Genomic DNA, 25,948 nt, shown 5'->3' with positions numbered 1-25,948 from the left:
GGCCGAACGAGCCGTTTACAGATCAGCCAACGTCGAAACCAGGATCGCCTTGATGGTGTGCATGCGGTTTTCCGCTTGCTCGAAGGCGATGCAGGCGGGCGATTCGAACACGTCGTCGGTGACTTCGATGCCGTTGGCCAGGTGCGGGTACTGTTCGGCGATCTGCTTGCCGATTTTGGTGTCGCTGTTGTGGAAGGCCGGCAGGCAGTGCATGAACTTGGTGCGTGGGTTGCCGGTGGCTTTCATCAGATCAGCGTTGACCTGGTAGGGCAGCAGTTGCTCGATGCGCTCGGCCCAGGCTTCAACAGGCTCGCCCATGGAGACCCAGACGTCGGTGTGGATGAAGTCCACGCCCTTGACCGCGGCTTTCGGGTCTTCAGTCAGGGTGATGCGGGCACCGCTTTCTTCTGCGTATTTTTTGCAGCGTTCCACCAGGTCTTCGGCCGGCCACAGGGCTTTTGGCGCGCAGATGCGCACGTCCATGCCCAGTTTGGAACCCACCAGCAGCAGCGAGTTGCCCATGTTGTTGCGGGCGTCGCCCAGGTAGGCGTAGCTGATGTCGTGGATCGGCTTGTCGGCGTGCTCCCGCATGGTCAGCACGTCGGCGATCATTTGGGTGGGGTGGTATTCGTCGGTCAGGCCGTTGAACACGGGAACGCCGGCGAACTTGGCCAGTTCTTCGACGATTTCTTGCTTGAAGCCACGGTATTCGATGGCGTCGTACATGCGCCCCAGTACGCGGGCGGTGTCCTTCATGCTTTCTTTGTGGCCGATCTGCGAGGAGTTCGGGTCGATGTAGGTGACGTTGGCGCCTTGGTCATAGGCGGCCACTTCGAAGGCACATCGGGTGCGGGTCGAGGTTTTCTCGAAGATCAGCGCGATGTTGTTGCCTTTGAGGTGTTGTTGCTCGGTGCCGGTGTACTTGGCGCGTTTGAGGTCGCGGGACAGGTCCAGCAGGTAGCGCAACTCGCGAGGGGTGTGGTGTTCCAGGCTCAGCAGGTTGCGGTTATGAATGTTGAACGCCATGAGGATTCTCCTTGGGTTTAGGTCATCCACTTGCCGAGGCCCTTCGTGGGGGCAGCGGCAAGCAGGCAGAGTCAGTGGTTAATTAATAGTCAATCGGGTCGCGGATGATCGGGCAGGTCATGCAGTGGCCGCCGCCACGGCCACGGCCCAGTTCGCCGGCGCTGATGGTGATGACTTCTACGCCCGCTTTGCGCAGCAGGGTGTTGGTGTAGGTGTTGCGGTCATAGCCGATCACCACGCCTGGCTCCAGGGCCACCACGTTGTTGCCGTCATCCCACTGTTCGCGTTCGGCGGCGAAGCTGTTGCCACCGGTCTCGACCACGCGCAGGGCCTTGAGGTTCAGGGCTTGGGCCACGGTGTCGAGGAAGCTTGCGTCTTCACGTCGCACGTCGATGCCACCGGGTTTGCTTTCATCGGGGCGCAGGCTGAAGGCGACGATCTGGCTGACCACTTCGGGGAAGATGGTGACCAGGTCGCGGTCGCAGAAGCTGAACACGGTGTCCAGGTGCATCGCGGCGCGCGATTTTGGCAGGCCGGCGACGATCACCCGTTCCACGGCTTTGTTCTTGAACAGGTTCAGCGCCAGTTGGCCGATGGCCTGGCGCGAAGAGCGCTCGCCCATGCCGATCAGGACCACGCCGTTGCCAATGGGCATCACGTCGCCGCCTTCGAGCGTGGCGTTGCCGTGTTCCTGGTCCGGGTCGCCGTACCAGATCTGGAAGTCGGCGTTGGTGAATTCCGGGTGGAACTTGTAGATGGCGCTGGCCAGCAGGGTTTCCTGGCGGCGGGCCGGCCAGTACATCGGGTTGAGGGTCACCCCGCCGTAGATCCAGCACGTGGTGTCGCGGGTGAACTGGGTGTTGGGCAGCGGCGGCAGGATGAAGCTGGTGTGGCCGAGGAAGTCGCGGAACATCTCGATGGTTTTGCCACCGAAGCTGTTGGGCAGGTCATCGGCCGATACGCCGCCGATCAGGAACTCGGCGACTTTGCGCGGCTCCAGGCTGCGCAGCCAGGAGCTGACTTCGTTGACCAGGCCCAGGCCAACCTGGTTGGCGGTGATCTTGCGCTCCAGGATCCAGTCCAGGGCTTCGGGGATGGCGACGATGTCGGTCAATAGGTTGTGCATTTCCAGCACGTCGATATCGCGTTCACGCATCTTGGTGACGAAATCGAAGTGGTCGCGCTTGGCCTGGGCCACCCACAGCACGTCGTCGAACAGCAGTTCGTCGCAGTTGTTGGGGGTCAGGCGTTGGTGGGCCAAACCTGGGGAACACACCATGACTTTGCGCAGTTTGCCGGCTTCGGAATGTACGCCGTACTTAACTTTTTCCGTGGTCATTACAGATCCTCCAGTTAACAAGAGATTACTTACTTACAAAGTCAGGAAGCCGTCGTAGAGCCCATAGGCCGCCACCAGGGCGCCAATGACCACTGCGGCGAAAATCAGCTTCTCGACAGAGGTGAAAATCGGTTTGCCCAGCTCATGCTTGGCCTTGGCGAACAGGATCACGCCAGGGGCATACAGCAGGGCGGAGAGCAGCAGGTATTTCACGCCGCCGGCATACAGCAGCCAGACCGCGTAGATCAGGGCGATGGAGCCGATAATCAGGTCTTTCTTGCGCTCGGCCAGGGCTTTTTCATAGGTCTCGCCGCGTACCGCCAGCAACACCGCATAGGCCGCCGACCACAGGTAAGGCACCAGGATCATCGAAGTGGCGAGGTAGATCAGCGACAGGTAGGTACTGGCCGAGAACAGGGTGATGACCAGGAAGATCTGCACCATGGCGTTGGTCAGCCACAGGGCGTTGGCCGGCACGTGGTTGGCGTTCTCGCGGCGCAGGAACTCCGGCATGGTGTGGTCTTTGGCGGCGGAGAACATGATCTCTGCACACAACAGCACCCAGGACAGCAGTGCACCGAGCAGCGAGACGATCAGGCCCACGCTAATCAGTACCGCACCCCAATGCCCGACCACGTGCTCCAGCACGGCGGCCATCGACGGGTTCTGCAGCTTGGCCAGCTCCGGTTGGGTCATGATGCCCAGCGACAGCACGTTCACCAGCATCAGGAACAGCAGCACGGTGATGAAGCCGATCACAGTGGCCTTGCCCACGTCCGAACGTTTTTCCGCCCGCGATGAGAAGATGCTCGCGCCTTCGATGCCGATGAACACCCACACGGTGACCAGCATCATGTTGCGCACCTGGTTCATCACGCTGCCCAGGTCCGGGTTTTTCACGCCCCAGATGTCAGCGGTGAAGATTTCCAGCTTGAACGCGAACACCGCGATCAACACGAACAGCACCAGCGGCACGATCTTGGCGACGGTGGTCACCAGGTTGATGAACGCCGCCTCGCGGATGCCGCGCAGCACCAGAAAGTGCACGGCCCACAGCAATACCGAAGCGCCGATGACCGCCGCCGGGGTGTTGCCCTCGCCAAATATCGGGAAGAAGTAGCCCAGGGTGCTGAACAAGAGGACGAAGTAGCCGACGTTGCCCAGCCATGCGCTGATCCAGTAGCCCCAAGCCGAGGAGAAGCCCATGTAGTCGCCAAAACCGGCCTTGGCGTAGGCGTATACGCCGCCATCGAGGTCGGGTTTGCGGTTGGCCAGGGTCTGGAACACGAAGGCCAGGGTCAACATACCGATGGCGGTAATAACCCAGCCAATTAGTACTGCGCCCACATCGGCACTGGCGGCCATGTTCTGGGGCAGTGAAAAGATCCCGCCGCCAATCATCGAGCCGACTACAAGTGCCACTAAGGCGCCTAATCGAAGTTTTCCGGGAGATTCTGACATTGCATGACTCCAATGCGGGAGAAGAGAGGCTACAGCGTAGATCCAGCGCTATTTCAAACAACTGACTTAGATCAGTGCATTGGTACATTCCATTGTGAATTAGGGAGTTAGGTGCTTTTGCGGGTATACCATCGCGTACCCGAGAAGCCTTTTGCAGAGGCCTCGGCAACGATAAAACAGGAATGGATCCTATTGCCGTGCGAGTTGAACTTAGACCCTTTTTCCTAATGTGCAAACTTTTCCAGAGGCTTTTTCTTTTGTCCGTCATTTATCGCGAGTAGCCCACATTTTTGAAAACTGTAGAACAATTCATAGACCCTTTTGTTCTAAATAAGCGGTGGCAGTCGGCGTTATCTAATAAACGCTATTAGTGTGACGATATTTAGTTCATGAAGGCTGCTAAGGTATTTTCGCCTTCAGCCATTTTCAGACAGAGGTCAGGATGTCCCAACCGGCACAAAAGCTTCGACTCAGTGCGCTGATTGCACTGGTAGTGGGTTCGATGATTGGCGGCGGGATCTTTTCATTGCCCCAGAACATGGCGGCCCGGGCGGACGCCGGGGCGGTGCTGATCGGCTGGGCGATCACTGCCGTGGGCATGCTCACCCTGGCCTTCGTATTCCAGACCCTGGCCAACCGCAAGCCTGAACTTGACTCCGGGGTTTACGCCTATGCCAAGGCCGGTTTTGGCGATTACATGGGCTTTTCCTCGGCCTGGGGCTACTGGATCAGTGCCTGGATGGGCAACGTCGGCTACTTCGTTTTGCTGTTCAGCACCCTGGGCTACTTCTTTCCGGTGTTCGGCCAGGGCAACACGCCGATCGCCATCGGCTGCGCCTCGGTGCTGCTGTGGGCCGTGCATTTTCTGGTGCTGCGGGGGATCAAGGAGGCGGCGTTCATCAACCAACTGACCACCGTGGCCAAGATCGTGCCCCTGGTGATGTTCATCGTGATCGCCGCCGTGGCGTTCAAGGCCGAGATTTTCACCCGTGACATCTGGGGCACCAGCAACCCCAATTTCGGCAGCGTGATGGACCAGGTGCGCAACATGATGCTGGTCACGGTGTTCGTGTTCATCGGCATCGAAGGTGCCAGCGTGTACTCGGCCCGCGCCGAAAAACGCTCGGACGTGGGCCGCGCCACGGTCATCGGTTTTGTCGGGGTGCTGGCGCTGCTGGTGCTGGTCAACGTGCTGTCGTTGGGGATCATGAGCCAGCCGGAACTGGCCAACCTGCAAAACCCGTCCCTGGCGGCGGTGCTGGAACACATCGTCGGGCCCTGGGGGGCGCTGCTTATAAGCATTGGCCTGGCGGTGTCGCTGCTGGGCGCGCTGTTGTCCTGGGCGCTGTTGTGCGCCGAGATTCTCTTCGCCACCGCCCGCGACAACACCATGCCGGCGTTCCTGAAAAAGGAAAACGCCAACCACGTACCGGCCAACGCGTTGTGGCTGACCAACGCGATGATCCAGATTTTCCTGGTGATTACCCTGGTCTCGGCGGGCACCTACACCAGCCTGATCTACTTGGCGTCGTCGATGATCCTGGTGCCCTACCTGTGGTCGGCGGCCTACGCGGTGCTGCTCAGCGGGCGCGGCGAAACCTACGAAGAAGCCTCGGGCCAGCGCCTCAAGGACCTGTTCGTCGGTGGCGTGGCCTTGAGCTACGCGGTGTGGCTGTTGTACGCCGGTGGGGTGAAGTACCTGCTGCTCTCAGCCCTGCTGTATGCCCCTGGGGTGATCCTGTTCGCCAAGGCCAAGCGCGAACAGGGCGAGCCGCTGTTTACCACGGTAGAGAAGGGGATTTTTGCCTGCGTGCTGGCCGGGGCGGGGTTGGCGGCGTATGGGCTTTATAGCGGCGTGTTGTCGTTGTGAGGCAGTGGTGCCGGGTGGGGGGCATCGCGGGCAGGGCCCGCTCCCAGAGTTGAACGGTGGTGCGGGTGCAATGTTCATTTTTCCCTTGTGGGAGCGAGCCTGCTCGCGATAGCTGCCTATCTGACTCAACACGCCACCGATTCAGGCCGCGACCAGATCCACAGGTTGCCCAGGCCCATGCCCGCGATGGCCAGGTAGATCGGCCAGCCGTGGTCGAGCATCACCAGCATCAATACCGCGCACAGCAGCATGCTCAGGGTGGCGCTGACCTTGGCCCGGCGCGCGACGATCCTACCGTTGCGCCAGTTGCTCAGGATCGGGCCGAACAGGCGATGGTTTTCCAGCCAGGCACTTAGACGCGGCGAGCTTTTGGTCGCGGCCCAGGCTGCCAGCAGGATGAACTCGGTGGTCGGCAGGCCGGGCACGACAATGGCGAGTAGGCCGATGCCCAGGCTGACATAGGCCAGTACCCCGAACAGGAGGCGGGCGAGTTTTGAGGTGGGTGGGGTCATAAATAAGCGCAGGGTGCGTCCTGATTCCCCTGTGGGCGCCGGCGTGCCCGCGATGGCGGTGGCCCAGCCAACAGGGCGGCTGGCAGATGAGTCGCTATCGCGGGCGGGCCCGTTACCACAGTGGGCATCAGGCCAGTTCAGGGGCGCTGGCGTAAGCCTGTTCCAGCAGCACGGTGAAACGGTTGAAGGCGGCCAGCGCACCTTTGTCGGCCAGGGCTTCTTCTTCCGGGCTCAGCTCCAGCTCATCGAGGATGTGGGTGAAGCTCTTCCAGCCCTCGGCACGGCCACCGGCCGGCTCGCCCAGGTGGCGGGCGCCGAAGGTTTCGCTCATGCCCAGGGCCACGGCGCGCTTGATAAGGAACGCGGCGCCGAGCTTGGAACCTTCGGAAACGAAGATCCAGCCCAGGGCTTCGGCCTTGCTTGGGTTGTGCACGGCACCGGCCACGGGGGCGGGCACGTCGGTGTTGAGGTCGGCGAGGTCGGCCTTGGCCTCTTCGGCGCGGCAGCGGGCGGCCAGGTCCGGGACGATGGCGATCAGTTGCGGGTCGTTGTACAGCGCCACCAGTTCGGACTGGAACAGGTACTGAGCAACGACGAAACGGGCGAAATTGGCCGGGGTCTCGAACGGTGCGTGGGCCTTGACCAGGGCATCGAGCTTGGAATGGGGCTCGTGGGTGATCTGGTTCAGGCGCTGGGAACGCAGGGTGGGACGCGAGGCATTGTGCGGGGCAGTCATGGGGAATCCTTGAGAATGAGATGCACTATCTAACTAGACGTACCAGAAGACGGAACACAGTAAAAAATCCTCACTGTGGCCGGTAAAAAAACAGGCAGGAGGCGCAATGCCACATCCTGTGGCATTGCCTGTGAAAGCAGGCTCCCCCCTACAGGCCGTCAGGTAATCAGATATCCCACGCCAGGTTGATGGCGAAGTTGCGGCCCGGTTGGCTCAGGCGATCGAGGTTGGCCGGGGCCAGTACCTCGGCTTCGCCACTGGCGTCGAAGCCGCGCACGTCATCCCACAGCCAGTATTTCTTGTCGGTGAGGTTGTACAGGCCGGCGCTGACGGTGAGGTCGTCGGTGACCTTGTAGAACCCGCTCAGGTCGAGGATGCCGAAGCCCGGGGTCTTGAACTGCTGGTTGATGCCGTCCGGGGATTTGAACGACTCGTCGTCCACGCGGTTTTTTGCCCGTACCACCGTCCAGTTGAGCACGGCGCCGTAGTTGTCCTGGTCGTAGCCCAGGCCGAAGACACCGGTCAGCGGGTTGATGCTGTTGAGCGGTTGGCCGTTGTCGTTGTTGCGCCCGTACAGGTAGGTCACCGAACCCTGGGTGTAGAGGCCCTGCGGCGCGCCGAAGGTGTCCAGTTGCAGGCGGCCCTTGGCTTCGATGCCCTTGATGGTGGCGTGCTTGATGTTGTTGGCCTTGAAGGTCTGCTCGGTGTAGCCGGGCTTGATCGCGTCTTCGTTGATGAAGTCGCGGTACTTGTTATAGAACACCGCCACGTCGAAGGTGCCGGCGTCGAAGCGCCCGCGCAGGCCGGTTTCCAGGCCACGGCTTTTTTCCGGTTCCAGGTCCGGGTTGGGCTCGACCACATAGCCTTCGGCGGTGTTCTGGAAGCGCCCGTACAAGGCTTTGGCCGAGGGGGTGCGGAAGCCTTCGGCGTACTGGCCGTACCAGGTGTATTGGTCGCTCAGGGCGTAGGTCAGGCCGAACTTGGGCGACAGGCGTTCCCAGGTCTTGTTGTCGCCATTGACAGTGCCTTTGCCGTCGGCATTGACGGTGTCGATGAAGGCCTGGGTCAGGTGCGGTTTGAGCTGGGTGTAGTCATAGCGCAGGCCGGGCAGGAAGCTCCAGCGGTTCCAGGTGATTTCGTCCTGGGCGAACAGGGCATAGCTGTTGATGGTTGGGTCCGGGAAGTCGCTGGCCTTTTTCAGGCGATCGGCGGGGCTGTCGGCACCCGGCCCGGTGCAGCGCATGCCGGCCTTGAGGCAGGTGCCCGAGCCGCGCCGCGAACCGGTGACTTTTTCCTGCTTGAGGGTGGCGCCGTAGGTCAGCAGGTGGTCGGTTTCACCCAGGCTGAAGGCCTTGTCGGCCTGGGCGTCGATCACCCACTGCTTTTGCTCGTAGCGGGTTTCGCGCTCGCGCATCACGTCCCGCACGAAGGGCACGTAATGTTCCAGGGTGGTCTGGCCGGTCTTGGCGACCTGATAGTTGAGGCTCCACTTGACGTGGTCGGCCACCAGGCTGTCGAGGGCGAAGCTGTTCTCCAGGCCGAAACGCTCGCGGCTGACGGTGTCGTTGCCCACACGTGAGCGGTACATGTTCTGCCCGTTGCCTTTGTCGAACGGCCCGCCGACCGCGCTCTTTTGGTTGGTGTCGCGGTCGTCCTTGTATTTTTCGTAGGTCAGGCCCAGGCGTGCGTCATCGGCGTAGTTCCAGCCCAGCTTGGCCAGCACGTTGGTGGTGCGGGCGTCTTCGGGGTTGGCGGCGGTGCGGTCCAGGCCGGTGCCGTTGTTCGTGCCGTAGGAGTCAGTCTCGTGGCCGTCGCGCTGGCTGAAGTGCAGCAGGGCGTCGAACTGCTCGGCGCGCCCGGCCACGGTGCCGGATTTGAGCCAGCTCTCGTCGGCCGAGCTGTAGCCGGTCTTGAGGCGGGCGCCGACATCTTTGCCGGGCTTGATGATGTCGTCCGGGTCGAGGGTGAAGTAGCTGACCACACCGCCAATGGCGCTGCTGCCGTGCAGCACCGAGGCCGGGCCGCGCAGGATCTCCACGCGCTTGACGATTTCCGGGTCGACGTAGTTGCGTTGGGTCTTGGCGTAGGGGCCGTTGAAGAAACCGTCCGGCACTTCGACCCCGTCCACCTGGGTCAGGACGCGGTCGCCGTCGATGCCACGGATGTTGTAGCCGCTGATGCCGCCGCGCTGGCCCGCACCGCCCACCGAGACGCCCGGCTCGTAGCGCACCAGTTCCTTGATGGTATTGACGTTCTGGCGGTCCAGGTCCTGGCGCTCATGCACAGTGACGGTGCTGGGCACGCTGTCGATGCTCTGTTCCTGGCGGGTGGCGCTGATGGTCATCTGTTGCAGGGTCAGGGTGCTGCCGGTGCGCCGCTCCAGGACGATGCTGTTGTTGCCTAGTTTGCGGTACGCCAGGTTGGTGCCAGCCAGCAGGCGTTCCAGGGCCTTTTCCGGGGGCAGGGAACCGCGCACGCCGGGGGAGGCGACGCCGGCGCCCAGTTCCGCCGGCAGGCCGACTTGCCACCCGGTGACCGCAGTGAAGGCGTTAAGGGCCGAGACCAGCGGTTGCTGGGCGATGGCGAAGCTGTAGTCGCCCAGGTTGCGCGCCGGCGGTTGCGCCGCAGTGGCGGCCAGCACGGGGGTGGCCTGGGCGCCGGCCAGCAGGAGGGCGGCGGTGAGCAGGGACAGGGTGCAGTTGTGTAGGCGTGAAGGTGAAGAGGACATCGAAAGCGCTCCGTGTCGCACGAATCTTATAGGTGGCAAATTCACACGCAAAATGCGAATCAATTGCATTGGCTATAACGAGACGTATCACCGCGCGCGATCGCGTAAAAATAATTGCCGATCAGTTGATGATGACCAGCGCCGGGAACTCGCGCAGGCGCGCAGAGGTGATGTGGGCCAGGGAACGCACCACATCCAGGGGCTGGTCGAGGCGGTAGTTGCCGGTCACGGCGACGTCGGCCAGCCGCGGGTTGTTGTTGACGATAAAACCGGGGTAATAGCGGCGCAGTTCGGCCAACACCTGGCTCATCGGGCAGTTCTCGAACACCAACCGGCCTTGGACCCAGGCCAGGTCTTTGTCCTGGTCGAGCATGGCGGGGGCGTCGAAGCCCTTGGGGCCGATACGGATGCTTTGCCCGGCACTGAGGCGGATGCGCGCGTCGTTGTAGTCGTTGCGCAGGTCAACGTCGCCGCGCTGCACCCGCACCTGGGCTTCGCCGTCCAGGTAACGCACGGCGAACGCAGTGTCGCGCACGCTGGCGCGCACCGGGCCGGCACTGATTTCCAGGGGTTGGGCTCGGTTGGCGGCGATCTCGAAAAAGGCTTCGCCCTGATAGAGGCGGGCGACGCGCTGACGCTCGTCGATGGTGCTGGAGAACGCCGAATTGGTGTTGAGCAGCACCTGGGAACCGTCCGCCAATTGCACGCGCTGGCGCTCGCCGACTACGGTCAGGTGATCGGCCTGCAGGCGCAGGGGCAGGTTGCTGAAACTGAGCAGGCCGACCAGCAACACGGCGGCGGTGGCCAGGGGTTTCCAGTGCGGGCGCAGGCGCCGCAGGCCGGTGACTTTTTGTTTGGCGCTTAAGGTTTGCGCGCAGTGCGCCACCTGCGGGCCGTCCCAGATTGCCTGCGCGCGGGCGAAGGCCTGGGCGTTGGCGGGGACGGCGAGCCAGGCGTGGAACTGGCGGGTTTGTGCCGCGCTGGGGCTTTGCATCACGATCAGCCAGTCCAGGGCCTGGTCCATGGCGCTTGCGCTGGCAGTGTCCGGCGCGGGGGGCGATTGGTTGGTGTCCATCACGGGGGTCCTTGGCAGTGTCTGCGCACGGCTGGTTTTTGGCTGAAGCGAGGCAACGGCGCCTAGGGTAACAAAATGTATTGGCGGGCACAGAGGGCGGCCGTGCCCCCTCAGCCAGGGGGTAAGGATCAGTGGTTCAAGCGATCCGCCACGCCGACGCAAATGGCCATGATGAGCTTGAGTTCCTTTTGCACCGTGCTCAGGGACACGCCCAGGTGTTCGGCGATCTGCTGGTAACTGTGGCCGTGCAGGCGGCTGAGGATGAAGATCTGTTGTTGGCGCAGGCTCAGTTGGTTGAGGCTCACGTTCAGGCGCTCGAGCAGTTGCTGGGCATGGGCGCCATCCTCGGCGCTGCTCAGGGGCGCGGCGACACTTTGCAGCACCGCTTGTGGCACGTCTTCGAGCAGGGTGCGCGACTGAATGCGCCGCGCCCGCAAGTGATCGAGCGCCAGGTTACGGGCAGTCTGGAACACAAAGGGCTCCAAGTGATCGATGGCCCGCTCGCCCAGGGCACGGGTGACCCGCAGGTAGGTTTCCTGGAGCAGGTCCTCGGCGGTGCTGTGGTTGTTGACCATGCGCTCCAGTGTGCGCAGCAGCGAAACCCGCTGGGTGAGGAACACCTGGTTGAAACGAGACTGACTCACAGCGCTACCCAGTGAAAATTTGCGAATGATAATGCTTATCAAAAGCGAAATTGGCAAGGGTGAACTGTGGTCTGCCGCCACGCCCCCTGTGGGATCAACTGTCTTACCCCTACCCTTCGTCACAACCACTGCGTGCCGCCATCGCGAGCAGGCTCGCTCCCACCTAGGAAAGATGAAAATCCCATCCACACCACCGCTCAATTGTGGGAGCGGGCGCTGCCCGCGATGGAGCCAATACAGCCACGGCATTACCGCCAACCCGGCCCACTCCCACAGGGCAGGCGTGGTGCCCGGCGCCTCAGGTGCGCTGTTGCAGGTACGCCGGGTAATCCGGAACGCGGTAGTCGTGGGCCTGGTCCATCAACGGGCTACTGAGCAGGTAGTCGGCGCTGGATTCGTTACAGGCCACGGGGATGTTCCACACGGCGGCGACCCGCAGCAGGGCCTTGATGTCCGGGTCGTGGGGCTGGGGCTCGAAGGGGTCCCAGAAGAAGATGAGCATGTCTACCCGTTGCTCGGCGATGCGCGCGCCCAGTTGTTGGTCGCCGCCCAGGGGGCCGCTAATCATGCTTTCCACGGGCAGGTCCAGGTGCTTGCTCAGCAGCAGGCCGGTGGTGCCGGTGGCCACCAGTTCATGGCGCGCCAGGCGTTCGCGTTGGCGCTGCGCCCAGCCGAGCAAAAACACCTTGCAGTGGTCGTGGGCCACCAGGGCGATGCGCTTGCGCGCGGCCAGGGTGGCGTGGGTGAAACCGATGCCGATCATAGGGTGCAGCTCCCGGCCTATTCGGCGTGGCACAGCGCCAGGCAGTTATCGAGCATGCGGTTGGAGAAGCCCCATTCGTTGTCATACCAGGCCAGTACCTTGAGCAGCTTGCCGCTGACCTTGGTGTGGTTGGCGTCGAAGATCGACGACAGCGGGTTGTGGTTGAAGTCGCTGGAAACCAGCGGCAGGGTGTTGTAGCCCAGCACCTTGGAATGCAGGCTGGCGGCCTGGAACAGGGCGTTGACTTCCTCGCGGCTGGTTTCGCGCTTGAGCTGCACGGTGAGGTCCACCAGCGACACGTTGATGACCGGCACCCGCACGGCCATGCCGGTGAGTTTGCCCGCCAGCTCCGGCAGCACCAGGCCCACGGCTTCGGCGGCGCCGGTTTTGCTGGGGATCATGTTCTGGGTGGCGGAGCGGGCGCGGTACGGGTCGCTGTGGTAGACGTCGGTGAGGTTCTGGTCGTTGGTGTAGGCGTGGATGGTGGTCATCAGGCCGCTTTCGATGCCCAGTTCGCGGTGCAGCACCTGGGCCACCGGGGCCAGGCAGTTGGTGGTGCAGGAGGCGCTGGAGATGATCTGGTGCGATTGGCGCAGGATGTCGTGGTTGACCCCGTACACCACCGTGGCATCGGCGCCCTTGGCCGGGGCCGAGATAATCACTTTGCGCGCGCCGGCGCTAAGATGGGCGGCCGCCTTGGCGCGGTCGGTGAACAGCCCGGTGCACTCGAACACCACGTCGATTTTCTCGGCGGCCCAGGGCAGGTTGGCCGGGTCGCGGATGGCGCTGACGGCGATGCGGTCGCCGTTGACGGTGAGGCTTTCCTGGTCGTGGGCAACTTCGGCATCGAAGGTGCCGTGGACGGTGTCGTACTTGAGCAGGTGCGCGTTGATAGCGCTGTCTCCCAGATCGTTGATGGCGACGATCTGCAGGTCTTGGCGATAACCTTGGGTATACAGTGCGCGCAGGACGTTGCGGCCGATGCGGCCAAAACCGTTGATGGCGATGCGTAAAGTCATGGGAAGGGCACCTGCTCTGAAATTTGTTGTTGGAATTACAAGATTATTCGCAAAAAAATAGAAAACAAGCCTTTTTAGTGGCAATATTTTGTTTTATCTACAACGAGTGACCTGAATCAACTGGTCCCAATGGTCAACCAATGCCGCGCCCGGCCACGCCGCGCGGTGTTATTGCCCAGCATAGACACACAGGTCGCCACATCCGTTAGCCTGGAGTTCTACACATGCATCCCCGCGTTCTTGAGGTCACCGAACGGCTTATCGCCCGCAGTCGCGCCACTCGCCAGGCTTACCTGGCCCTGATCCGCGGTGCCGCCAGCGACGGGCCGGTGCGCGGCAAGCTGCAATGCGCGAACTTCGCCCACGGCGTGGCCGGTTGCGGCACCGAGGACAAAAACAGCCTGCGCCTGATGAACGCCGCCAACGTGGCCATCGTGTCGTCTTATAACGACATGCTCTCGGCCCACCAGCCCTACGAAACCTTTCCCCAGCAGATCAAGCAGGCCCTGCGCGAGATCGGTTCGGTGGGCCAGTTCGCCGGCGGCACGCCCGCCATGTGCGACGGCGTGACCCAGGGCGAGCCGGGCATGGAACTGAGCCTGCTCAGCCGCGAAGTGATCGCGTTGTCCACCGCTGTGGCGCTGTCCCACAACATGTTCGATGCGGCACTGATGCTGGGCATCTGCGACAAGATCGTGCCAGGCCTGATGATCGGTGCTCTGCGCTTTGGCCACTTGCCGACGATTTTCGTCCCCGGCGGGCCGATGGTTTCGGGCATTTCCAACAAGGAAAAAGCCGACGTACGCCAACGCTACGCCGAGGGCAAGGCCAGCCGCGAAGAGCTGCTGGAGTCGGAGATGAAGTCTTACCACAGCCCCGGCACCTGCACCTTCTACGGCACCGCCAACACCAACCAGTTGCTGATGGAAGTGATGGGCCTGCACTTGCCCGGCGCGTCCTTTATCAACCCCAACACGCCGCTGCGCGATGCCCTGACCCGCGAGGCGGCGCACCAGGTGACGCGCCTGACCCGGCAGAACGGCCAGTTCCTGCCCATTGGCGAAATCGTCGATGAGCGCTCGTTGGTCAATTCCATCGTCGCCCTGCACGCCACCGGCGGCTCCACCAACCACACCCTGCACATGCCGGCCATCGCCATGGCGGCGGGCATCCAGTTGACCTGGCAGGACATGGCCGACCTCTCCGAAGTGGTGCCGACCCTGTCCCACGTCTACCCCAACGGCAAGGCCGACATTAACCACTTCCAGGCCGCGGGCGGCATGTCGTTCCTGATCCGCGAACTGCTCGGCGCCGGCCTGCTCCACGAAAACGTCAACACCGTGATGGGCCATGGCCTGAGCCGCTACACCCTGGAACCCTTCCTCGACAACGGCGAACTGGTGTGGCGCGAAGGCCCGCTGGCCAGCCTCGACGAACACATCCTGCGCCCCGTGGCCCGTGCGTTCTCCCCCGAGGGCGGCTTGCGGGTGATGGAAGGCAACCTCGGCCGTGGCGTGATGAAAGTCTCGGCCGTGGCCCTGGAACACCAAGTGGTCGAAGCCCCGGCCGTGGTGTTTCAGGACCAGCAGGACCTGGCCGATGCCTTCAAGGCCGGGTTGCTGGAGAAAGACTTCGTCGCGGTGATGCGCTTCCAGGGCCCGCGCTCCAACGGTATGCCGGAGCTGCACAAAATGACGCCGTTCCTGGGTGTGTTGCAGGACCGTGGCTTCAAGGTGGCGCTGGTGACCGACGGGCGCATGTCCGGTGCCTCGGGGAAAATCCCCGCGGCCATCCACGTCAGCCCCGAAGCCCAGGTGGGCGGGGCGCTGGCCCGGGTGCGCGACGGCGACATCATCCGCGTCGATGGCCAACTCGGCACCCTGGAGCTGAAGGTCGATGCCGCCGAGTTTGCCGCCCGCGAACCGGCCACCGGCCTGTTGGGCAACAACGTGGGCAGCGGCCGCGAACTTTTTGCCTTTATGCGCCAGGCGTTCAGCTCGGCGGAGCAGGGCGCCAGCACCTTCACCTCGGCCCTGGAGCGCCTTGAATGAAGCGCGCGCTGGTCGGTGATATCGGCGGCACCAACGCGCGTTTCGCCCTGTGGCAGGACGGCCAACTGGCCTCGGTGCAGGTGCTGGCCACGGCAGATTTCTTGAGCCCTGAAGCGGCCATCGGCGCCTACCTGCACAGCCTCGGCCTGGCCCCCGGCAGCCTCGGCGCCGTGTGCCTGGCAGTGGCCGGGCCGGTGGGCGGCGATGAGTTTCGCTTCACCAACAACCACTGGCGCCTGAGCCGCCGGGCGTTCTGCGACACCTTGCAGGTGGCGCAACTGCTGCTGGTCAATGACTTTTCGGCGATGGCCCTGGGCATGACCCGCTTGCAGCCCGAAGACTGCCGCGTGGTCTGCCCCGGTACGCCCGAAGCGCTGCGCCCGGCGGTGGTGATCGGCCCCGGCACCGGCCTGGGGGTGGGCACCTTGCTCGACCTGGGCGGCGGGCGCTGGGCGGCGCTGCCGGGAGAGGGCGGGCATGTCGACCTGCCATTGAGCAGCGTGCGCGAGACGCGCCTGTGGCAGCACATCCACGAACAAATCGGCCACGTCAGCGCCGAGACCGCGTTGAGTGGCAGCGGCTTGCCCCGGGTGTACCGGGCGATCTGCGCCGTGGACGGCCACGTCCCGCAGTTCGAGACCCCCGAAGCGGTCACCGCCGCGGCCCTGGCCGGCGACCCGGTGGCCCTGCAAACCCTCGAACAATTCTGCTGCTGGCTCGGCCGCGTGGCGGGCAACAACGTGCTCACCAGCGGCGCGCGCGGCGGGGTGTACATCGTCGGCGGCGTGATCCCGCGCTTTGCCGAGTTCTTCCTGCGCAGCGGCTTTGCCCGTTGCTTCGCCGACAAAGGCTGCATGAGTGACTATTTCACCGGCATCCCGGTATGGCTGGTGACCGCGCCCTACCCGGGGTTGATGGGCGCGGGTGTGGCGTTGCAACAAACGGTGTAGGCGTGGCGCTTGTGGGAGCGAGCCGGCTCGCGATGGCCGTTTGTCAGTCGATAGGGTCGGTGGCTGAACCACCGCTATCGCGGGCAAGCGGAGCGCGGCCCGGCCCGCTCCCACAGCGTTGGCAATAACAATAAGAAGGACCACTCAGTGACCCTCATCAACAAATCCATCCTGCTGGTCGATGACGACCAGGAAATCCGCGAACTGCTCGACACCTACCTGACCCGCGCCGGGTTCCAGGTGCGCACCACGGCGGACGGTGCCGGGTTTCGCCAGGCCTTGAACGAGGCCAGTTGCGACCTGGTGATCCTCGACGTGATGCTGCCCGACGAAGACGGTTTCAGCCTGTGCCGCTGGGTACGCCAGCACCCGCGCCAGGCCCAGGTGCCGATCATCATGCTCACCGCCAGTTCCGACGAAGCCGACCGGGTGATCGGCCTGGAGCTGGGCGCCGACGACTACCTGGGCAAACCCTTCAGCCCCCGCGAGTTGCAGGCGCGGATCAAGGCCCTGCTGCGCCGCGCCCAGTTCGGCCAGGAACGCCCCGGCGGCGAGGTGCTGCGCTTCGACGACTGGCGCCTGGACATGGTCAGCCATCGCCTGTTTCACGCCGACGGCGAAGAAGTGCTGCTCTCCGGCGCCGACTTCGCCCTGCTCAAGCTGTTTCTCGACCACCCGCAGCAGATCCTCGACCGCGACACCATCGGCAATGCCACCCGGGGCCGCGAGCTGATGCCCCTGGACCGCATCGTCGACATGGCCGTCAGCCGCTTGCGCCAGCGCCTGCGCGACACCGACAAACCGCCCCGGCTGATCCGCACCGTGCGCGGCAGCGGCTACCAATTGGCGGCTAACGTGGTGCCCGGCAATGGCCTCTGAGGGGTTGGCCCGCTTGGCCAGGCGCCTGCCGGTGCCGCGTTCGCTGCTGGGGCGCATGCTCCTGCTGACCCTGCTGGCGGTGCTGTTCGCCCAGGGGTTGTCGAGTGTGATCTGGGTGTCGCAACTGCGCGCCACCCAGCTCGAAGGCCTGGTCACCAGCGCCCGCAGCCTGGCCCATTCGATGACCGCTAGCGTCAGCTATTTCCGCTCGTTGCCGGTGGCCTACCGACCGTTGGTGCTGGACCAGTTGCGCAGCATGGGTGGCACGCGGTTTGTCGTGACCCTCAACGACAAACCCTTGGACATGCAGGTGCTGCCCGCCACGCCGCGCAAGCGCGCAGTGCTTGCGGCAGTGGACGCGGTGCTGCGCCAATCCCTGGGCAACGACACCGATATGTCCGTGCAATTCGTCAGCCCCAACGACCTGCGTATTTTCAACGGTGGCCTCAAGCTCGATGAATTGCCGCGTTCCTGGGCCCACTACGCGCTGACCCTGGAACCGGTGAACCCGCCGGTGCTGGTGACGCAGATCCAGTTGGCACCGGGGGAGTGGCTGTACATCGCCTCTTTGCTGCCCGAGCCCTACACCAGCCTCGAAGAACAGGGCCTGCCGTCCCAGCAGGTGTGGTTCATCCTGCTCACCAGCGGTTTTTTGCTGTTGTTCATCGGCCTGCTGGTGCACTGGCAGAGCCGCCCCCTCAAGCGCCTGGCGCGCACCGCGCGGGACATGTCCCTGGGCGCCGAAGTGGAACCGGTGGTGGAGGGCGGTGGCAGCGAGGTGGTGGAGGTCAGCCGCGCTTTCAATGCGATGCGCGAACGCATCAGCCGCTACCTGACCGAACGCAGCCAGTTGTTCAGCGCCATTTCCCATGACCTGCGCACCCCCATCACGCGCCTGCGCCTGCGGGTGGAGCTGCTCGAAGACGAGCAACTGCAAGCCAAGTTCGGCCGCGACCTGGATGAGCTGGAGCTTTTGGTCAAGGGCGCCTTGCAGTGCGTCAAGGACACCGACATCCACGAAAACATCGAGCCGGTGGACCTCAACCAAGTGCTCGACTGCCTGGTCGAGCCCTACCTGGCGCCCACCGGCAATGGCCGCGTGACCCAGCAGGGGCGGGCGGCGGCGCCGTATCCGGGCAAACCCCTGGCCCTCAAGCGCTGCATTGGCAACCTGATCGACAACGCCCTCAAGTACGGGCAACGGGCCCACCTGCATATCGATGACGACGACACGGCGTTCATCCTCCACGTTGACGACGAAGGCCCTGGCGTGCCCCAGCAACGCCTGGAGCAGTGCTTCGAGCCGCACTTTCGCCTGGCCGGCAAGCAGCAGGGTTACGGCCTGGGCCTGGGCATCGCACGCAACATCGCCCACAGCCACGGCGGCGAAGTGAGCCTGCAAAACCTGCGTGAAGGCGGTTTGCGCGTGACCCTGCATTTGCCGCGCAGCACCGAGTAAACCCCCCGCTTGCTACGGGCCGTGTGAATGTCACCGTCCCGTGACATTCCCCTGCGCCTTCGTTACCTGCGCCCAACCTGGCGTTGAGTAGACTTTGCCTCGTCATAACAACAATAAAAGGCTCGCCATGACCCTCGATCCGTTGCCGTTCAGCAGTTGGTTGACCGCCCCAGCCCATCAGTCCTGGCTCGCCGCAGAGGGTTTGCGCCTGCTGGAGTTCGCCCGGGGTTCGCGGCTCGACATCGGCTTCGGCGCCCTCGATGCCCAGGGCCGCTTGGGCGCCGGGAGCCGCCCCGACACCCTGATTACTGCGCGCATGACCCACAGTTTTGCCCTGGCCCACCTGCAAGGCATCGGCGGTGCTTGCCAGTACACCAGCCACGGCGTGCAGGCCCTGGCCGGGCCGTTGCGCGATGCCGAGCACGGCGGTTGGCTGGCCTGCGCCGACCCACGGCCCGACAACTGCCGCAAGAGCGCGTACCTGCACGCCTTCGTCGCTCTGGCCGCCAGTTCTGCCCAGGTGGCCGGCCGCCCCGGTGCCCAGGCCCTGCTGGACGAGGCCATCGAGATCATCGAGCGGTATTTCTGGAGCGAGGAGGAGGGCGCCCTGCGCGAATCCTTCAACCGCCACTGGAGCGAGGCCGAAGCCTATCGCGGCGCCAACAGCAACATGCACGCCACCGAGGCGTTCCTGGCCCTGGCCGACGCTACCGGCGACGCACTGTGGCTCAAGCGGGCGCTGCGCATCGTTGAGCGGGTGATTCACCAGCACGCGGCGGCCAACGGCTTTATGGTCATCGAGCATTTCGACCGCCACTGGCAGCCGCTGCGCGATTACAACCAGGCCAACCCGGCGGACGGTTTTCGCCCCTACGGCACCACGCCCGGCCATGGTTTTGAGTGGGCGCGCCTGCTGCTGCACCTGGAGGCGGCGCTGCGCAAGGCTACTTTGCCGGCGCCGCCGTGGTTGCTGGAGGATGCGCGGCAATTGTTCGACGCCAATTGCCGCCATGGTTGGGTGGTCGATGGCGCGCCGGGCATCGTCTACACGCTGGATTGGCACAACCGCCCGCTGATGCGCCAGCGCCTGCACTGGGTGCACTGCGAGGCGATCGCCGCCGCCAGTGCCCTGATCCAACGCACCGCCGAGCGCCGCTATGAAGACTGGTATCGCCTGTTCTGGGCCTACTGCGAGCAGTACTTGCTGGACCTGCGCGAGGGCAGTTGGCACCACGAACTCGACCCCAACAATCACCCGGGCGGGGAGATCTGGCCGGGCAAGCCTGACCTCTATCACGCCTGGCAAGCGCTGCTGATCCCGCGCCTGCCCCTGGCCCCGAGCCTGGCCACGGCCCTGGCCCAACAAGGGCGCGGGGCGAATGTCACGGGGGTGTGACATTTGCCCGTCCCTTCGTTACCTGGCACAGGTACAACGCTGTTTAAACTCGTTCGCAACGCAAGCAGCAGACTTGCACGCATAACAACAAGAAAGGTACTTCAGATGAATGGCATTTCCCGCCTGGCTACAGTCATTTCCCTCGCCTCGTTGTTTCCCCTCCATGCCCTGGCCGCCGACAGCAAAGGTGCGGTGGAAGTCGTGCATTGGTGGACCTCGGGGGGCGAAAAAGCCGCCGTCGACGTACTCAAGGCCCAGGTCGAAAAAGACGGTTTCACCTGGAAGGACGGTGCCGTGGCCGGTGGCGGCGGGGCGACGGCCATGACCGTGCTCAAGAGCCGTGCAGTGGCCGGCAACCCGCCGGGCGTGGCGCAGATCAAAGGCCCTGACATCCAGGAATGGGGCAGCACCGGGCTGCTCAGCACCGAAGCCCTAAAGGGCGTGGCCAAGGCCGAGAACTGGGATGGCCTGCTGGCGCCGCAGGTCTCCGACACCGTCAAGTACGAGGGCGACTACGTGGCCGTGCCGGTGAACATCCACCGCGTCAACTGGCTGTGGATCAACCCGCAGGTGTTCAAGAAGGCTGGCATCGACAAGGCCCCGACCACCCTGCAAGAGTTCTACGCCGCCGGCGACAAGCTCAAGGCCGCCGGTTTCATCGCCCTAGCCCACGGTGGCCAACCCTGGCAGGACAGCACCGTGTTTGAAGACGTGGTGCTCTCGGTGATGGGTGTCGAGGGCTACAAGAAAGCCCTGGTGGACCTGGACCAGAACACCCTGGCCGGGGCGCAGATGACCCAGGCTTTTACCGAGCTGAAAAAAATCACCGCCTACATGGACCCCAACCGCGCCGGGCGCGACTGGAACATCGCCGCCGCCGACGTCATCAACGGCCGCGCCGGCATGCAGATGATGGGCGACTGGGCCAAGAGCGAATGGACCGCGGCGAAGAAAATCGCCGGCCAGGACTACCAGTGCGTGGCCTTCCCGGGCACCGAAAAGGCCTTCACCTACAACATCGATTCGTTGGCGGTGTTCAAGCTCAAGGCCGATCGCATCGGCGACATCGCCGCCCAGCAGGACCTGGCCAAGGTCGCCCTGGGCAAGGACTTCCAGAAAATTTTCAGCATCAACAAAGGCTCGATCCCGGTGCGTAACGACATGCTCAACGACATGGCGGCCCAGGGTTTCGATAGCTGCGCCCAGACCTCGGCCAAGGACTTCCTCGCCGACGCCCAGAGCGGCGGTTTGCAACCGAGCATGGCCCACAACATGGCCACCACCCTGGCCGTGCAAGGCGCGATCTTCGATGTGGTGACCAACTTTATGAACGACAAGGACGCCGACCCGGCCAAGGCCAGCGCCCAACTCGCCTCGGCGGTCAAAGCCGCGCAGTAGCGCGCTTTCTGGGCGAGCGCGAGCCTTTGTGGGAGCGGGCCTGCCCGCGATGAGGCCGGTACAGCCACCGCATCTCTTTATGACAGGACTGCCGCTATCTCGGGGGAGCCCGCTCCCACAGGGGCGCCCGGCCCAAGGGGCGCGGCTGCCCAACATTCACCTTTGTACGGACTACTGCGATGAGCTCTGTGGCGGTTTTCAACAAGGCGTCACCCTTGGACGCCTTGCAACGCTGGCTGCCGAAACTGGTGCTGGCGCCCAGCATGGTGATCGTGCTGGTGGGGTTTTACGGTTACATCCTCTGGACCTTCGTGCTGTCGTTCACCAACTCCAGCTTCATGCCCAGCTACAAGTGGGTCGGCCTGCAACAGTACGCACGGCTGCTGGACAACGACCGCTGGTGGGTAGCGAGCAAGAACCTGGCGTTGTTCGGCGGCATGTTCATCGGCATCAGCCTGGTGCTGGGCGTGTTGCTGGCGGTACTGCTGGACCAGCGCATCCGCAAGGAAGGCTTTATCCGCACCGTGTACCTGTACCCCATGGCGCTGTCGATGATCGTCACCGGCACCGCGTGGAAGTGGCTGCTCAACCCCGGCCTGGGCCTGGACAAGATGCTGCGCGACTGGGGCTGGGAAGGCTTTCGCCTGGACTGGCTGGTAGACCAGGACCGCGTCGTCTACTGCTTGGTGATCGCCGCCGTGTGGCAAGCCTCGGGCTTTGTCATGGCGATGTTCCTGGCGGGGTTGCGCGGTGTCGACCAGTCGATCATCCGCGCCGCCCAGGTGGACGGCGCGAGCCTGCCCACCATCTACCTGCGTATCGTGCTGCCGAGCCTGCGCCCGGTGTTTTTCAGCGCCTTCATGATCCTCGCCCACATCGCGATCAAGAGTTTTGACCTGGTGGCCGCCATGACGGCGGGAGGGCCGGGCTACTCCTCGGACCTGCCGGCGATGTTCATGTATTCCTTCACCTTCAGCCGCGGGCAGATGGGCATCGGGTCGGCCAGCGCCATGCTGATGCTCGGCGCGGTGCTGACGATTCTGGTGCCGTACCTGTACTCCGAGTTGCGAGGCAAACGCCATGACTGACCAACCACGCTTGAGCGCCAGCCGCGTGGCGATCTACGCCACCCTGCTGCTGGCGGCGGCGGTGTACCTGGTACCGCTGGTGGTGATGCTGCTCACCAGTTTCAAGACCCCCGAAGACATCCGCACCGGCAACCTGCTGAGCTGGCCCCAGGTGATCGACGGCATCGGTTGGATCAAGGCCTGGGACGCAGTGGGTGGCTACTTTTGGAACTCGGTGAAAATCACCGTGCCGGCGGTGCTGATTTCCACCTTCCTCGGCGCGATGAACGGCTACGTGCTGTCGATGTGGCGCTTTCGCGGCTCGCAATTGTTCTTCGGCCTGCTGTTGTTCGGCTGCTTCCTGCCGTTCCAAACCGTGCTGCTGCCCGCGTCCTTCACCCTGGGCAAACTGGGGCTGGCCAACACCACCACCGGCCTGGTGCTGGTGCATGTGGTCTATGGCCTGGCCTTCACCACGCTGTTTTTCCGCAACTACTACGTGAGCATTCCCGATGCCCTGGTCAAGGCCGCGCGCCTGGACGGGGCGGGGTTCTTCACGATTTTCGGCAAGATCCTGCTGCCGATGTCGATCCCCATCGTGATGGTCTGCCTGATCTGGCAGTTCACCCAGATCTGGAACGACTTTCTGTTCGGCGTGGTGTTCGCCAGTGGCGACGCGCAACCGATCACCGTGGCCCTCAACAACCTGGTCAACACCAGCACCGGGGCCAAGGAATACAACGTTGATATGGCAGCGGCGATGATCGCCGGGCTGCCGACACTGTTGGTCTACATATTCGCTGGCAAGTATTTCCTGCGTGGGCTGACGTCCGGCGCGGTCAAGGGGTAGCACATGGCAACGCTCGAATTACGCAACGTCAACAAAACCTACGGCGCCGGGTTGCCGGACACCCTCAAGAACATCGAACTGAAGATCGAGGACGGGGAGTTCCTGATCCTGGTCGGCCCTTCCGGGTGCGGTAAATCCACCCTGATGAACTGCATCGCGGGGCTGGAAACCATCAGCGGCGGCGCGATCCTGGTGGACGATGCCGACATCAGCGGCATGAGCCCCAAGGACCGGGACATCGCCATGGTGTTCCAGTCCTATGCGCTGTACCCGACCATGACCGTGCGCGACAACATCGCCTTTGGCCTGAAGATCCGCAAAATGCCCACGGCGCAAATTGACGAAGAAGTGGCGCGGGTGGCCAAGCTGCTGCAGATCGAACACCTGCTGGGGCGCAAGCCCGGCCAGCTCTCCGGCGGCCAGCAGCAGCGCGTGGCCATGGGCCGGGCCCTGGCGCGCCGGCCCAAGATCTATTTGTTCGACGAACCGCTGTCCAACCTCGACGCCAAGCTGCGGGTCGAGATGCGCACCGAAATGAAACTGATGCACCAGCGCCTCAAGACCACCACCGTCTACGTCACCCACGACCAGATCGAGGCCATGACCCTGGGCGACAAAGTGGCGGTAATGAAGGACGGCATCATCCAGCAGTTCGGCACGCCCAAAGAGATCTACAACGACCCGGCCAACCTGTTCGTGGCCAGTTTTATCGGCTCGCCGCCCATGAACTTCATCCCCCTGCGCCTGCACCGCCAGGAGGGCCGCCTGGTGGCATTGCTCGACAGCGGCCAGGCGCGTTGCGTGCTGGCGTTGGGCACAGAGGATATGGCGTTGGCGGACCGCGAAGTGATCCTTGGCATGCGCCCGGAGCAGATTGCCTTGGCGAGCGGCGACGCCAATGGCTTGCCCAGCATCCGCGCCGAAGTCCAGGTCACCGAGCCCACGGGGCCGGACACCCTGGTGTTCGTCGAGCTCAACCAGACCAAGGTCTGCTGCCGCCTCGCGCCCGACCTCGCGCCCCAGGTGGGCGAGACCCTGACCCTGCAACTGGACCCGGCCAAGGTGCTGCTGTTCGACGCCAAGACCGGCGAACGCCTGGGCATCGCCCCCAGCGCAACCCGCAAGGCGAATGTGGCGCAGTTCAAGAGCCGGTGAGGGGCGGGCGCAGCCGCAGCCACCCCAACAGCAAGCAATTCCAATAACAAGAACGAGGATGTAGGGATGAAAAACAACACCACCAACGCTCGCTTTGCCGGCCGTGTTTCGGCATTGGCGGCGATGATGCTGGTCGCCAGTGCGCAAGCGGCCGAGGGCGCCGAGGCGTTCAGCGCCGAATCGCCGTGGATGACTGGCGACTGGGGCGGCGAGCGCACGCGGTTGATCGAGCAGGGTTATGACTTCACCCTCGACTACGTGGGCGAGGTCGGTTCCAACCTCAGTGGCGGCTACAACGACGACACCACGGCGCGCTATAGCCACCAGTTCGGCCTGGGGGCCAAGCTGGACCTGGAGAAAATTTTCGGCTGGAAAGACGCCGAGTTCAAACTGGCGATCACCGAGCGCAGCGGGCGCAACATCTCCAACGACCGCATCGGCGACCCTCGCGCCGGCACGTTCAGTTCGTCCCAGGAAGTCTGGGGCCGTGGCCAGACCTGGCGCCTGACCCAGTTGTGGATCAAGCAGAAGTACTTCGACGGCAAGCTCGACGTGAAGGCCGGCTATTTCGGCGAAGGCGAAGACTTCAACACCTTCCCCTGCGACTTCCAGAACCTGGCGTTCTGCGGCTCGCAAGTGGGTAACTGGGTCGGTGGCATCTGGTACAACTGGCCGGTCAGCCAAGCGGCGATCCGTGTCAAGTACAACCTCACCCCCGAGCTCTACGCGCAAATCGGCGCCTACAACCAGAACCCCTCGCAACTGGAAACCGGCAACGGCTTCAAGCTCAGCGGCAGCGGCACCAAGGGCACCATCCTGCCGGTGGAATTGGTCTGGTCGCCTAAGGTCGATGGCCTGCCGGGCGAGTACCGCGTGGGCTACTACAAAAGCACTGCCAAGGCTGATGACGTGTTGAAGGACGCCAACGGCCAGTACGCCGCCGTCAGTGGCGACGCGTATCGCAGCCACAGCAGCAAGTCCGGCTACTGGTTCGTGGCCCAGCAGCAACTGACCGACCATAACGGTGACAAGAACCGCGGCCTGCACATCGCAGCCAACGCCACGTTCCACGACAAGGACACCAACACCGTCGACAACTACCAGCAACTGATGCTGACCTACAAAGGCCCGTTCAACGCCCGGCCCAAGGACGACGTGGGCATCGGCATCGCGCGCATCCACGTCAACGAAGATGTGCAGAAAAACCGCAAGCTGATTAACGCCGGCAACGGGTTCAACGACTACCAGGCCGGGTTCCTGCCCATCCAGGACACCGAATACAACGCCGAGATCAACTACGGCTTCCATGTCACCAACTGGCTGACCGTGCGCCCCAACCTGCAATACGTGAAGCACCCCGGCGGCGTGGACAAAGTGGATGACGCATTGGTGGCCGGGTTGAAAATTCAGTCGGTGTTCTGACAACGGCTGCGCTAAGCTCCGCTGCTCCAGCACCTCACCTGGGGACCCTGTGGGAGTGGGCTCGCCCGCGATGAGGCCGGTACAGGGTTGTACCGTCGCCATCGCGGGCGGGCCCGTTCCCACCCAGGGCAGCCATCGTTTTTCAGGA

21 protein-coding genes are annotated in these 25,948 nt (G+C 63.7%); 11 read left to right on the top strand and 10 right to left on the bottom strand.

Going from position 1 to position 25,948, the window contains the following annotated elements:
* Nucleotides 1-15: 15 nt before the first annotated feature.
* From AC19YR_RS06520 to arcD (AC19YR_RS06510), 3 genes are all read right to left on the bottom strand, one after another.
* Complete coding sequence (locus AC19YR_RS06520) at nt 16-1,026, bottom strand: ornithine carbamoyltransferase (protein ID WP_095106699.1); 1,011 nt, start codon at nt 1,024-1,026, stop codon at nt 16-18.
* A gap of 82 nt (nt 1,027-1,108) precedes the next feature.
* Nucleotides 1,109-2,365: an arginine deiminase gene (arcA, locus tag AC19YR_RS06515; protein ID WP_095106701.1), complete on the bottom strand. Its 1,257-nt coding sequence runs from the start codon at nt 2,363-2,365 to the stop codon at nt 1,109-1,111.
* A gap of 33 nt (nt 2,366-2,398) precedes the next feature.
* Nucleotides 2,399-3,826 carry an arginine-ornithine antiporter gene (arcD, locus tag AC19YR_RS06510; protein WP_095106703.1) on the bottom strand — a complete coding sequence of 476 codons (1,428 nt, stop codon included), beginning with the start codon at nt 3,824-3,826 and terminating at the stop codon, nt 2,399-2,401.
* A gap of 442 nt (nt 3,827-4,268) precedes the next feature.
* Between arcD (AC19YR_RS06510) and arcD (AC19YR_RS06505) the strand changes: the two genes are divergently transcribed.
* Nucleotides 4,269-5,696 carry an arginine-ornithine antiporter gene (arcD, locus tag AC19YR_RS06505; RefSeq protein WP_095106705.1) on the top strand — a complete coding sequence of 476 codons (1,428 nt, stop codon included), beginning with the start codon at nt 4,269-4,271 and terminating at the stop codon, nt 5,694-5,696.
* A 125-nt stretch (nt 5,697-5,821) separates the two neighbouring features.
* Here arcD (AC19YR_RS06505) and AC19YR_RS06500 read toward each other — a convergent pair whose 3' ends face one another.
* From AC19YR_RS06500 to gap, 7 genes are all read right to left on the bottom strand, one after another.
* Nucleotides 5,822-6,208 (bottom strand): YbaN family protein, encoded by a 387-nt coding sequence (locus tag AC19YR_RS06500; RefSeq protein WP_095106707.1) that lies wholly within the window; start codon nt 6,206-6,208, stop codon nt 5,822-5,824.
* Nucleotides 6,209-6,335: 127 nt separating this feature from the next.
* Nucleotides 6,336-6,944 carry a biliverdin-producing heme oxygenase gene (locus tag AC19YR_RS06495; RefSeq protein WP_500597623.1) on the bottom strand — a complete coding sequence of 203 codons (609 nt, stop codon included), beginning with the start codon at nt 6,942-6,944 and terminating at the stop codon, nt 6,336-6,338.
* Nucleotides 6,945-7,110: 166 nt separating this feature from the next.
* On the bottom strand, nt 7,111-9,672 hold the full coding sequence (locus AC19YR_RS06490; protein WP_500597622.1) for a TonB-dependent receptor: 2,562 nt from the start codon (nt 9,670-9,672) through the stop codon (nt 7,111-7,113).
* 121 nt (nt 9,673-9,793) lie between these two features.
* A complete protein-coding gene (locus AC19YR_RS06485) occupies nt 9,794-10,750 on the bottom strand; it encodes a FecR family protein (RefSeq protein WP_500597620.1) in 957 nt (318 codons plus the stop codon).
* A gap of 125 nt (nt 10,751-10,875) precedes the next feature.
* On the bottom strand, nt 10,876-11,391 hold the full coding sequence (locus tag AC19YR_RS06480; RefSeq protein WP_095106715.1) for an RNA polymerase sigma factor: 516 nt from the start codon (nt 11,389-11,391) through the stop codon (nt 10,876-10,878).
* A gap of 298 nt (nt 11,392-11,689) precedes the next feature.
* Entirely contained in the window at nt 11,690-12,154 is a 465-nt protein-coding gene (locus AC19YR_RS06475; protein WP_500597617.1) for a methylglyoxal synthase, read from the bottom strand.
* Nucleotides 12,155-12,171: 17 nt separating this feature from the next.
* The gene (gene gap / locus AC19YR_RS06470) at nt 12,172-13,173 is read right to left on the bottom strand and encodes a type I glyceraldehyde-3-phosphate dehydrogenase (RefSeq protein ID WP_095106719.1); all 1,002 of its coding nucleotides are present in this window, start codon (nt 13,171-13,173) and stop codon (nt 12,172-12,174) included.
* A gap of 224 nt (nt 13,174-13,397) precedes the next feature.
* On the opposite strand from gap, the gene edd reads away from it, so the two are divergent.
* The 10 genes from edd (at nt 13,398) to AC19YR_RS06420 (ending at nt 25,800) form a co-directional block, all read left to right on the top strand.
* Nucleotides 13,398-15,224: a phosphogluconate dehydratase gene (edd, locus tag AC19YR_RS06465; protein ID WP_095106723.1), complete on the top strand. Its 1,827-nt coding sequence runs from the start codon at nt 13,398-13,400 to the stop codon at nt 15,222-15,224.
* Nucleotides 15,221-16,174, top strand: coding sequence for a glucokinase (locus AC19YR_RS06460; protein ID WP_500597615.1), 954 nt, complete (start codon nt 15,221-15,223; stop codon nt 16,172-16,174). Before edd ends, AC19YR_RS06460 begins: the two co-directional genes overlap by 4 nt.
* Nucleotides 16,175-16,321: 147 nt before the next feature.
* Nucleotides 16,322-17,053, top strand: a complete 732-nt coding sequence (locus AC19YR_RS06455) for a response regulator (RefSeq protein WP_095106729.1) — start codon at nt 16,322-16,324, stop codon at nt 17,051-17,053.
* Nucleotides 17,054-17,084: 31 nt separating this feature from the next.
* Nucleotides 17,085-18,512, top strand: coding sequence for an ATP-binding protein (locus AC19YR_RS06450; RefSeq protein WP_218192044.1), 1,428 nt, complete (start codon nt 17,085-17,087; stop codon nt 18,510-18,512).
* Between the two features lie 127 nt (nt 18,513-18,639).
* Nucleotides 18,640-19,908 carry a D-mannose isomerase gene (locus tag AC19YR_RS06445; protein ID WP_500597613.1) on the top strand — a complete coding sequence of 423 codons (1,269 nt, stop codon included), beginning with the start codon at nt 18,640-18,642 and terminating at the stop codon, nt 19,906-19,908.
* 105 nt (nt 19,909-20,013) lie between these two features.
* Nucleotides 20,014-21,306 carry an ABC transporter substrate-binding protein gene (locus tag AC19YR_RS06440; RefSeq protein ID WP_500597611.1) on the top strand — a complete coding sequence of 431 codons (1,293 nt, stop codon included), beginning with the start codon at nt 20,014-20,016 and terminating at the stop codon, nt 21,304-21,306.
* Nucleotides 21,307-21,485: 179 nt separating this feature from the next.
* Nucleotides 21,486-22,394: a carbohydrate ABC transporter permease gene (locus AC19YR_RS06435; protein WP_095106740.1), complete on the top strand. Its 909-nt coding sequence runs from the start codon at nt 21,486-21,488 to the stop codon at nt 22,392-22,394.
* Complete coding sequence (locus AC19YR_RS06430) at nt 22,387-23,223, top strand: carbohydrate ABC transporter permease (RefSeq protein ID WP_095106742.1); 837 nt, start codon at nt 22,387-22,389, stop codon at nt 23,221-23,223. Before AC19YR_RS06435 ends, AC19YR_RS06430 begins: the two co-directional genes overlap by 8 nt.
* Before the next feature lie 3 nt (nt 23,224-23,226).
* Nucleotides 23,227-24,378 carry an ABC transporter ATP-binding protein gene (locus AC19YR_RS06425; protein WP_095106744.1) on the top strand — a complete coding sequence of 384 codons (1,152 nt, stop codon included), beginning with the start codon at nt 23,227-23,229 and terminating at the stop codon, nt 24,376-24,378.
* A gap of 66 nt (nt 24,379-24,444) precedes the next feature.
* Nucleotides 24,445-25,800, top strand: coding sequence for a carbohydrate porin (locus AC19YR_RS06420; RefSeq protein ID WP_500597609.1), 1,356 nt, complete (start codon nt 24,445-24,447; stop codon nt 25,798-25,800).
* Nucleotides 25,801-25,948 lie beyond the last annotated feature (148 nt).

Source organism: Pseudomonas sp. MF08817, from assembly GCF_059862705.1.
The sequence above is the reverse complement of the archived record's forward strand: the minus strand, read 5'-3'. Positions and strand labels throughout refer to the sequence as shown.

Excerpts from the sequence above, each read along its gene's own strand:
- AC19YR_RS06520 (WP_095106699.1), bottom strand. The coding sequence starts at position 1,026 with ATGGCGTTCAACATTCATAACCGCAACCTGCTGAGCCTGGAACACCAC.
- arcA (WP_095106701.1), bottom strand. The coding sequence starts at position 2,365 with ATGACCACGGAAAAAGTTAAGTACGGCGTACATTCCGAAGCCGGCAAA.
- arcD (WP_095106703.1), bottom strand. The coding sequence starts at position 3,826 with ATGTCAGAATCTCCCGGAAAACTTCGATTAGGCGCCTTAGTGGCACTT.
- arcD (WP_095106705.1), top strand. The coding sequence starts at position 4,269 with ATGTCCCAACCGGCACAAAAGCTTCGACTCAGTGCGCTGATTGCACTG.
- AC19YR_RS06500 (WP_095106707.1), bottom strand. The coding sequence starts at position 6,208 with ATGACCCCACCCACCTCAAAACTCGCCCGCCTCCTGTTCGGGGTACTG.
- AC19YR_RS06495 (WP_500597623.1), bottom strand. The coding sequence starts at position 6,944 with ATGACTGCCCCGCACAATGCCTCGCGTCCCACCCTGCGTTCCCAGCGC.
- AC19YR_RS06490 (WP_500597622.1), bottom strand. The coding sequence starts at position 9,672 with ATGTCCTCTTCACCTTCACGCCTACACAACTGCACCCTGTCCCTGCTC.
- AC19YR_RS06475 (WP_500597617.1), bottom strand. The coding sequence starts at position 12,154 with ATGATCGGCATCGGTTTCACCCACGCCACCCTGGCCGCGCGCAAGCGC.
- gap (WP_095106719.1), bottom strand. The coding sequence starts at position 13,173 with ATGACTTTACGCATCGCCATCAACGGTTTTGGCCGCATCGGCCGCAAC.
- edd (WP_095106723.1), top strand. The coding sequence starts at position 13,398 with ATGCATCCCCGCGTTCTTGAGGTCACCGAACGGCTTATCGCCCGCAGT.
- AC19YR_RS06460 (WP_500597615.1), top strand. The coding sequence starts at position 15,221 with ATGAAGCGCGCGCTGGTCGGTGATATCGGCGGCACCAACGCGCGTTTC.
- AC19YR_RS06445 (WP_500597613.1), top strand. The coding sequence starts at position 18,640 with ATGACCCTCGATCCGTTGCCGTTCAGCAGTTGGTTGACCGCCCCAGCC.
- AC19YR_RS06440 (WP_500597611.1), top strand. The coding sequence starts at position 20,014 with ATGAATGGCATTTCCCGCCTGGCTACAGTCATTTCCCTCGCCTCGTTG.
- AC19YR_RS06435 (WP_095106740.1), top strand. The coding sequence starts at position 21,486 with ATGAGCTCTGTGGCGGTTTTCAACAAGGCGTCACCCTTGGACGCCTTG.
- AC19YR_RS06430 (WP_095106742.1), top strand. The coding sequence starts at position 22,387 with ATGACTGACCAACCACGCTTGAGCGCCAGCCGCGTGGCGATCTACGCC.
- AC19YR_RS06425 (WP_095106744.1), top strand. The coding sequence starts at position 23,227 with ATGGCAACGCTCGAATTACGCAACGTCAACAAAACCTACGGCGCCGGG.
- AC19YR_RS06420 (WP_500597609.1), top strand. The coding sequence starts at position 24,445 with ATGAAAAACAACACCACCAACGCTCGCTTTGCCGGCCGTGTTTCGGCA.